This is a genomic window from Bacillus cereus group sp. MYBK30-2 (assembly GCF_051915945.1).
Classification (GTDB): Bacteria; Bacillota; Bacilli; order Bacillales; family Bacillaceae_G; genus Bacillus_A; species Bacillus_A paramycoides.
Window position 1 is genome coordinate 1 of the sequence record NZ_JBQAFR010000027.1, and the last position, 570, is coordinate 570.

The following is a 570-nucleotide window of genomic DNA, read 5'->3' on the forward strand; positions in this document are numbered from 1 at the left end:
GAATGATTGATAAAGTGCCAGCTCGTGTAATTGTTCATCGATTAACAAAACAACAGCAACAAAAACGATTACAAGATCAAGCTATAAGAGAAAAAAAGAAAGGAATGAAGTATTCTCCTCGTAGTAAACGACTCAGTGGTATCAATGTATATATGACAAACATCCCTACAGATATTGTCCCGATGGGACAGGTACATGACTGGTATTCTTTGCGTTGGCAAATTGAAATTTTATTTAAAACGTGGAAGTCATTCTTTCAAATTCATCATTGTAAAAAGATAAAACGAGAACGATTGGAGTGTCATTTATATGGTCAATTGATTGCCATTCTACTCTGTTCTTCTATCATGTTTCAAATGCGCCAATTGCTCCTCATGAAGAAAAAACGAGAGCTTAGTGAGTATAAAGCCATATATATGATTAAAGACTATTTTCTTCTTCTATTCCAAACTATACAAAAAAACACCCAAGAGCTATCAAAGGTGTTACTTCGCCTGTTCAATCTCATACAGCAAAACGGGCGGAAATCTCATCGATATGAGAAAAAAACGGTCTTTGATATATTAGGTG

The 570-nt window shown here is 34.7% G+C and carries 1 protein-coding gene; it reads left to right on the top strand.

Annotated features, from left to right (window positions below; genetic code table 11):
- Positions 1-570, top strand: a 570-nt coding sequence (locus tag ACTFQM_RS27305) for an IS4 family transposase (protein WP_440037034.1), incomplete at both ends; no start/stop codon positions are given.